This window comes from Leuconostoc lactis KCTC 3528 = DSM 20202, assembly GCF_014651235.1.
Taxonomy (GTDB): Bacteria; Bacillota; Bacilli; order Lactobacillales; family Lactobacillaceae; genus Leuconostoc; species Leuconostoc lactis.
The window spans coordinates 1-7,442 of sequence record NZ_BMWM01000039.1; the positions used below are offsets into that span (position 1 = coordinate 1).

A 7,442-nucleotide genomic window follows, 5' to 3' on the forward strand; every position below is an offset into this window, starting at 1 on the left:
CCAATCGAGATCTTCTTACTTAATCTACGTCACTAAATTCGTTCAAGTTATTTCTTGCAATCTGCCTTATATAAAAGAATTAGCAGCAAAAGCTATTCCAGAGTACTGGGGTGAGGATAATAAAATATTGAAAAACTATTTTTCTTTCACTTTTCAATATTTAGCAGAAAATTATAACGCCAATCCAGAAAATAATTATATAGTATTTAGTCGTGACAATAGTGCAGCTGCTTTTAACACTGGTTTATTTGATGAAGACTACGAATCAATTTTTGCTTTTTTCAAAAAGAACTACAAGCAAAATAGTCAACCATGGTTTTTTATTGGATTTAAGACATCTTCAGATATTGAAATGAATTCGTTTTCTGATTTACCAAAGAGAAACAATTATTTTAAAAATCCTGAAGAGCTAATCTTAAATCCTGAAGCAGAAATAAGAATTAACATACCTCATATTTTACGCGATGACAAAAATAGAAGTAGGTTACCTCGAAAAATTCAAAAATATTCCGATCCTATGATTAAGGCTCTACTGGAAGGTGCAGTTACGAGAGCAAAAAGAAAAGTGTCAGCCAATTATACAATAGCTGTTCCACAATTTTATCAGAGGCAGTTGCAATTATTGCTTCCGTTAGAATTACAAGGGAATGGAACTCCAGATTTGGCATTGGCGATTTCTTTTAAAGACGGAGTCTATTCTGGTAGAACGGCATTAACATTAGAAATGGCTTATAATAATGCTAGATTGATAACAAAGCCAGAAACTAGCTGGGTACAGCCGATTGTGTGAAGTTTGTATAAAGAACCTGATTATTTTGACAAAAAATGTAACAGTGTGATAAATTTATTTATAGCGTATCTACGCTGACCCAGTGTTTAATCATAGTTTTCTCTACAATAAGAAAACTCATTATCCCTTTCCTTGGAACATGTTTGAAGATATGTTCTATAATTTCTCCACATTTTTGATTAAGCACTGGGTTTTTGGATAAATATAAATGGCCTACATCTGATGTAGGTCATTTTTTATTAACGATAAAAAAATGACCGTTAATTCGGTTGTGTTAGATGGCTTCTGAATTTTATTTGCTACAAACAGTCGTCGACGCCTTGATACCAGTGACCGACCACTCCCTGGTTTGGTTTTTTTTTTACAAATAAAAAACACGACCGTTTGAGTCGTGCTTCAAATCGTTGCAGTGCTACGAAAGTGCTACAATCGTCTGTAAACGCCTATATATCAAGCGTTATGATGATCCACCCGGGAGTCGAACCCGGATTTCAAGAACCGGAATCTTGCGTGCGATCCATTACACTAGCGGATCATAACTATTCAATTATAGCCTATTTTGTCGAAATTTCAAAGAAAGTTTTTTCACCAATTTGAAATTTAATGTTACCGGCCAGAAAATCAGTCAATGTCGCTTGAAATTCGGGTAGTTCCACTTCGGCAACTGGCACGACCAGATGGACCGCCGTGTCGTAAGTGGTCGTCATAATTTGATAATCATGTGCGGTTATCCAGTATTGTAATGTCTCGGCTTGTTTGTAGTCGACGGTGAGGGTGACTTTGGTCCGCGTCAACCGTTCCACCAGACCAGCGGCTTTGACGCCTTCGGCGGTCGTGCCGGCATACGCCCGAATGAGCCCGCCAGCTCCTAACTTAATGCCACCAAAATAGCGCGTGACGACAGCAACGACATCATGGATGCCGTTTTTTTGTAGCACTTCAAGCATCGGCACGCCTGCGGTGCCACTCGGTTCGCCGTTGTCGGAATAACGTTGGATTTGGTCATTATCACCCAATAAATAGGCAAACACATTATGGGTGGCCTTGTAGTGCTGTTTATTAATTTTTTCGATAAACGCACGGGCATCTTCTTCTGACGAGATGCGGGCAATATTTAGAATAAAACGTGATTTTTTAATGTCTTGTTCCCAGACAAACTGATCTGGGGCGATTGTGATGTACTTGTCCATATATCGTATTATAGCGTATGGAAAAATATTATGGTCGACAAATTGTGCAAGCAAAGATTGCGCCTATCCCAACTACTTGTCAGGTTGTCCCAGCCTTTCATCACACGATCTGTCAGCGCTGTGGACAAAACCAACGCGCGGCACTCCCTAACAAACAGTTTTATTGTCGGGCGTGTTTAGCATTAGGACGTGTGAGTACGTTGGATGTATTGGTATCGTTGCCAGAACCCAACCAATTTAACGGTGACACGGTATTAACGTGGACAGGGCAATTGACAGCGCAACAACGACAGGTCAGTCATGCCTTGTTGGCAACGTTAGCTCAAAAACGGGAACACTTAGTTTGGGCAGTAACGGGTGCGGGTAAAACAGAAATGCTCTTTCCAGTCATTCATCGCGCGCTGCAAGCAAAACAACGCGTTGCCATTGTGTCACCGCGCATTGATGTGATTTTGGAACTGGCACCACGCTTACAAGCAGCCTTTCAACAGACACCGCTTGTCGTTTTGTATGGCGAACAGCCGCAACCTTATGCCTATACCCAGTTGGTTTTAGCGACAACGCACCAAATGTTACGTTTTTTGGCGGCTTTTGACTTACTAATTATTGATGAAGTTGACAGCTTCCCCTTTGCTGGGGATGCCATGCTTAACTTTGCTGTGAACAAAGCCAAAAAAACCAAAAGTACGGTGATTTATCTGACGGCAACGCCGACAAAGCAATTGCGGCAACGGGTCAAGCGGCAACAACTAGCCGTTTCCTATCTCCCATTACGCTTTCATCAACATTTATTACCCGACATCCGACTGCGGCTGGTGAACAATTGGCGGTACAAACTTCCGATGCACTTTTATCAGCAGGTTAAACAATGCTTGCTGGCCAAACGGCGTTTATTGATTTTTGTGCCACATATTGCAGATCTTAAACCAATTTATGCGGCCTTAAGCCAGCGATTCCCTGAACAACTGGGAGATTATGTGTCTGCAGATGATGCCCAGCGTCAAGCAAAAGTGCAACGCATGCGAGATGGGACCGTGCAATTTCTGGTGACGACCACGATTTTGGAACGTGGGGTGACGTTTCCGGCATTAGATGTGTTAATTCTGGGCGCGGAAGAGTCGGTATTTAATGAGCATGCTTTGGTCCAAATGGCAGGCCGTGTCGGTCGGCATCCTGACTATCCGAGTGGTTTAGTCATCGCCTATGTGACTCACGTTAATTACCGCGTTTTAGCTGCCCGACATCAAATTAGGCAAATGAATCGGCGTGGCCAAAAGTTAGGCGGTGTGACATGATGTGTTTGCTATGTCAACAACCACTACATGACGAACTGAATTTGCTGCAGACACTCGGCGTGATGACACTGGACAACGCGGTAATTTGTGAGCCATGTCGGCAACAGTTTCAAAGTATTACAACAGCGTGTGCTGGATGTGGTCGCCAACAAGCAGATGACACACTGTGTCAAGATTGCCGCCGTTGGCAACAACAAGGGCAGCAATTATTGGCGCATTGTGCGTTATATCAATACAATGAGGCGATGCGACAGTATATGAAGGCGTATAAATTTAACGGGGATTATCTGCTGCGAACCGTATTTAATCATGAGTTAATTCAAAAAGTGCATACTATGGATATGGTTGTTCCGGTGCCGGTTAGTCATGATACGATGTTACGACGGGGATTTAATCAAAGACTAGGCCTATTTGAAGGGGTCCCTTATCAGGCATTATTGCAGGTGACGCAACAACAAAAGGCGCATCAGTCACAGCGAGATCGGGCGGCCCGTTTACACCGAAAACAGCCATTTTCCATTGCGGTGACCAAAGATTTGGTTGATCAGCGCGTGTTACTTGTTGATGATGTCTATACAACGGGTAACACGTTATATCATGCAGCAACATTGTTATATCAATTAGGCGCAAAAGAGGTCAAAAGTTTGTCATTGGCACGTTAATGATGAGAAAATGAACATTTTTACAGAAAACGCTTACAGCTATGGTATAATGAATGTAGTAACTTAGATGGAGGAATTGATTATGTTAGATTTTAATGTACGAGGCGAGAATATCGAGGTAACAGATGCCCTTCGTGAGTATGTGGAGAAGCGTCTGACAAAGTTGAACCGTTACATCGGCGAAAAAGCGACTGCCAACGTCAATTTGAGAACTTACCATTCTGATAAGTCTGATAAGGCCGAAGTTACCATTGTGCTACCGTACGTTGTCTTGCGCGCGGAAGCTATTGACCCTGACATGTATGCAGCGATTGATGCGGTTTCTGATAAGCTGGAACGTCAAGTACGTAAGTATAAGACGAAGATTAATCGTAAGTCACGTGCAACTGGCTTCAAGGGCATTGATGCAGAAGGTGAAATTCCTGAAACAGAAGTGGACGACGATGCCATCCAAGTCGTACGAACAAAGCATGTGGATCTGAAGCCAATGTCACCTGAAGAAGCTGCCCTACAAATGGATTTGTTAGCGCACAATTTCTTCATCTTCAAGGATGCAGAAACCAACACCGATGCTGTCATTTACAAGCGTAAGGATGGCCGCTATGGTTTGTTGGAGACTGCAGGCGAATAATGGCGTATTGTGTGGTTGCGTCAGTATGACCAACGCGCAAAAATGTTGTAAAAGTCATAAAACTTTATAAAGATAACCCCAAAAAGCCTTTTTATCGTTATGCTAGTAATAATAGATAAAAGAGGTTTTTTTATGTTCAGTTGGCAATCCCTATTTAAAAATAAGCGACAGCTCGTGAAGTGGCTAGTAGCCACGATCACACCGGTCATCTTAGTGGCCGGTATGCTGGGTGTTTTAGGACATCAGAACCAACAGGCAACTAAACTACGCGTTGCGGTTGTCAATCAAGATCGTGGTGGTCAATATCAAGAGCAACAGCGCAACATTGGGGCTGATTTTAGTAAGTTATTACATCAAGATACAGCGTTGACCGCGGTTGATTATCGCAGCGTAGCACAAGCCAAAGCGGCTTTGCGCGCTGGTAAGGTCAACAGTGTCGTGATGATGCCAGCAACGTTGACGCAGCAACTGGCTGACTTTAAACAAACTGGTCAAGTTGCGCCGATTTCACAGTGGCTAGCGAGTGGCCAAAGTCCATTTGCTGCCCAGTATCTCACACAGGCATTATCAGCGGCGTTGACCCGTCAGAATAACGTATTGTTGGTTGGTCCGGCTAATAACACAGCGTTGAAAAAAATCGCACAACAAAGTCAACAACTCTCGCAGCAAGCAGACGATTTGCAAGTGAATTTGCAAGTTGTTGGAAATCGTATTGATGCGCAATCTGCCAGTGATTTAAAGGATAACGCCAATGATGCGGTGGCGAAATTGGCAAATTATTCGGCACAATTAAATGATGCCGTTAATGCTGGTGACACAGCAAAAATTCAGGCTATGGCAGTGGCAATTAATCATCTATCTTATACGATGCAAACCACGATTGTTGGTGGCATTGGCACAATCAGTGCTAATTTATCACAAGCTAAAGCGCTAAGTGAACAATCAGGGACAATTCAAGCTGGCGCCAATGCGCTACAGCAAGGCCAGGCTGACGTGGCCGGCCAGCTTAACAATATGTTAGGTGAGCAGGCGGATCAGCACGATGCGTCACCATTGACACAGATGATGCGCTATCAGACAGTTGATTTGCAACCTATTAAGCAAACCGGACAAACCTTATTGCCACAATTATTGGTTGTGGCTGTGACGGTGCTGGCTGTATTATTTGGGTTACTCCTCCCTGTGAAGTCAACGCGTCAAGAGGCGTTAGCCTTAGAACAGTGGTGGGAAAATTTCCAACTAGCGGGCGTATTCAGCTTGTTAGCTGTTGGCTTGATGGTCGGTAGTGCGCCATTTTGGCATGTGACGATTGGTAATATTTGGCTAATGGTTGGGGCTACATTGTTAGCGGCTTGGGTCATGATGAGTCTTGTCTGGTATTTGAAGCAGTGGCTTGGTCAAGCTGGCTGGTGGTTAAGCGTTATCTTGTTGATTTTGCAGGCAGTCTTTGTGTTAAGCATTAGCCCAGCCCAGACGATACCGACGGTTGTGCATATGAGTGATATGGTCTGGCCGCTAGCAGCTTTGTATCGTGTGACGACGGCGATTATTTTTGGTGGGGCAGTCCAGCAAGATTTGTTAATCTTAGCGTTGTGGTGGCTGGTCTTGACGATTTTATTAGTCTCATACTACCGAATGAAGCAGCGGCAAAGTTTCAAAAATGAATTAAGCCAGTCGTAAAATCTAAAAAAATCAATGCAGGGTGACGAAAGTCATGCTGCATTTTATTTAAAATGGTGTAAACTAACAATATGGAAACCAAATCACAGACAAATACAGCGACGCGTGATCGCATTATAGCCGCTGCGACAGACCAATTTTTGGCGCACGGGTTTGAACAAACAACAACACGTGATATTGCCAAAGCGTTAAACATTACCCAACCGGCTTTGTATCACTACTTTGGCGACAAAGAAACCTTATTTGTTGAGGTGATTAAGGTTGTTGGACAACAGGTTGCTGATGAGATGCTTGCCATCTTGGCACAGCCTTATCCGCAGCCGGTTGATCAGTTAGTCGACATGACTAAGGTGATTGTAAACCGGCATCCGCGTGATGTTTTCACTTTAATTCACGGTAGTTTTGATGTGCTTTCACCCGATAGCAAACAAACGCTGGGCATGGTTTTTGGTCGGTATTACGTTGGTCCCATTGCGCGTTTTTTTGATCAAGAGGCGATGCAATTAAGACAACATGTTGATGCCAAAATGGCGAGTGCATTTTATATGACGAGTTTGGCACCGTTGTTTAGTGACTTCCATGCGCTTACTGATGCCCGTGATTTGACCACACGCGTCCAAAATCTACTCGATCTGATTTTATACGGCGTTGCGCACCGTTGAGTTTTACGCGTTTAAGTGTTATGCTAGAAATGAAATTTAACGGAGACCTATTATGGCTAGTCAAAAAGTATCACTCGCGTGCACAGTATGTGGCTCACGCAATTACACAGTAGCATTGTCAAAAGATCGGACAGAACGTTTAGCAGTGAATAAGTTCTGTGCCTTTTGTGGCAAGCACACATTGCATCAACAAACAAAGTAAAGGAGGCAGTCAACCATGGTGAGATACTTTAAAAATGTTGCAAATGAAATGAAGAATGTAACATGGTTGTCCGAAGCGCAAGCCTCAAAGGAAACTGTGACGGTGATTACCGTGTCAATCATCTTTGCTGTTTTCTTGGGCGGTGTGGACTGGCTCTTACAACAAGGTATTAACTTCGTCATGAAGTAATAGCTCAAAAACAGAAAATATAGTATACTGTAACTAACGCAAGGACTTCTTAAAAGAGGTTCTTTTTTATATGGCAGATTGTAAAATTTAAGTTGAACATTTAAGTGGACAGAAAAACCCATCAAGGTCTTTAATGGTGTT

At 43.0% G+C, this 7,442-nt stretch carries 9 protein-coding genes; 8 read left to right on the forward strand and 1 reads right to left on the reverse strand.

Going from position 1 to position 7,442, the window contains the following annotated elements:
- A partial coding sequence (locus tag IE039_RS07940) for a DUF3825 domain-containing protein (RefSeq protein WP_189429001.1) occupies window positions 1-790 on the forward strand: 790 nt, incomplete at its 5' end.
- Window positions 791-1,344: 554 nt separating this feature from the next.
- Here IE039_RS07940 and IE039_RS07945 read toward each other — a convergent pair.
- A complete protein-coding gene (locus IE039_RS07945; protein WP_189429002.1) occupies window positions 1,345-1,980 on the reverse strand; it encodes a YigZ family protein in 636 nt (211 codons plus the stop codon).
- Between the two features lie 17 nt (window positions 1,981-1,997).
- Here IE039_RS07945 and IE039_RS07950 point away from each other — a divergent pair, with 17 nt between their 5' ends.
- The 7 genes from IE039_RS07950 (at window position 1,998) to secE (ending at window position 7,301) form a co-directional block, all read left to right on the forward strand.
- Window positions 1,998-3,275 carry an ATP-dependent helicase ComFA gene (locus IE039_RS07950; protein WP_019041627.1) on the forward strand — a complete coding sequence of 426 codons (1,278 nt, stop codon included), beginning with the start codon at window positions 1,998-2,000 and terminating at the stop codon, window positions 3,273-3,275.
- Window positions 3,272-3,937 (forward strand): ComFC family protein, encoded by a 666-nt coding sequence (locus tag IE039_RS07955; protein ID WP_019041628.1) that lies wholly within the window; start codon window positions 3,272-3,274, stop codon window positions 3,935-3,937. The genes IE039_RS07950 and IE039_RS07955 overlap by 4 nt, the downstream gene beginning before the upstream one ends.
- Window positions 3,938-4,019: 82 nt before the next feature.
- Entirely contained in the window at window positions 4,020-4,568 is a 549-nt protein-coding gene (hpf, locus tag IE039_RS07960) for a ribosome hibernation-promoting factor, HPF/YfiA family (protein WP_029509485.1), read from the forward strand.
- Window positions 4,569-4,700: 132 nt separating this feature from the next.
- Entirely contained in the window at window positions 4,701-6,248 is a 1,548-nt protein-coding gene (locus IE039_RS07965) for an ABC transporter permease (RefSeq protein ID WP_189429003.1), read from the forward strand.
- Between the two features lie 71 nt (window positions 6,249-6,319).
- On the forward strand, window positions 6,320-6,910 hold the full coding sequence (locus IE039_RS07970; RefSeq protein WP_010005899.1) for a TetR/AcrR family transcriptional regulator: 591 nt from the start codon (window positions 6,320-6,322) through the stop codon (window positions 6,908-6,910).
- Between the two features lie 52 nt (window positions 6,911-6,962).
- Window positions 6,963-7,112 (forward strand): 50S ribosomal protein L33, encoded by a 150-nt coding sequence (gene rpmG, locus IE039_RS07975; RefSeq protein ID WP_010001468.1) that lies wholly within the window; start codon window positions 6,963-6,965, stop codon window positions 7,110-7,112.
- A gap of 15 nt (window positions 7,113-7,127) precedes the next feature.
- Window positions 7,128-7,301 (forward strand): preprotein translocase subunit SecE, encoded by a 174-nt coding sequence (secE, locus tag IE039_RS07980; protein ID WP_029509487.1) that lies wholly within the window; start codon window positions 7,128-7,130, stop codon window positions 7,299-7,301.
- Window positions 7,302-7,442: the final 141 nt, after the last annotated feature.

Coding starts and splice junctions, on each gene's coding strand:
- IE039_RS07945 (WP_189429002.1), bottom strand. CDS start 1,980: ATGGACAAGTACATCACAATCGCCCCAGATCAGTTTGTCTGGGAACAA.
- IE039_RS07950 (WP_019041627.1), top strand. CDS start 1,998: ATGGAAAAATATTATGGTCGACAAATTGTGCAAGCAAAGATTGCGCCT.
- IE039_RS07955 (WP_019041628.1), top strand. CDS start 3,272: ATGATGTGTTTGCTATGTCAACAACCACTACATGACGAACTGAATTTG.
- hpf (WP_029509485.1), top strand. CDS start 4,020: ATGTTAGATTTTAATGTACGAGGCGAGAATATCGAGGTAACAGATGCC.
- IE039_RS07965 (WP_189429003.1), top strand. CDS start 4,701: ATGTTCAGTTGGCAATCCCTATTTAAAAATAAGCGACAGCTCGTGAAG.
- IE039_RS07970 (WP_010005899.1), top strand. CDS start 6,320: ATGGAAACCAAATCACAGACAAATACAGCGACGCGTGATCGCATTATA.
- rpmG (WP_010001468.1), top strand. CDS start 6,963: ATGGCTAGTCAAAAAGTATCACTCGCGTGCACAGTATGTGGCTCACGC.
- secE (WP_029509487.1), top strand. CDS start 7,128: ATGGTGAGATACTTTAAAAATGTTGCAAATGAAATGAAGAATGTAACA.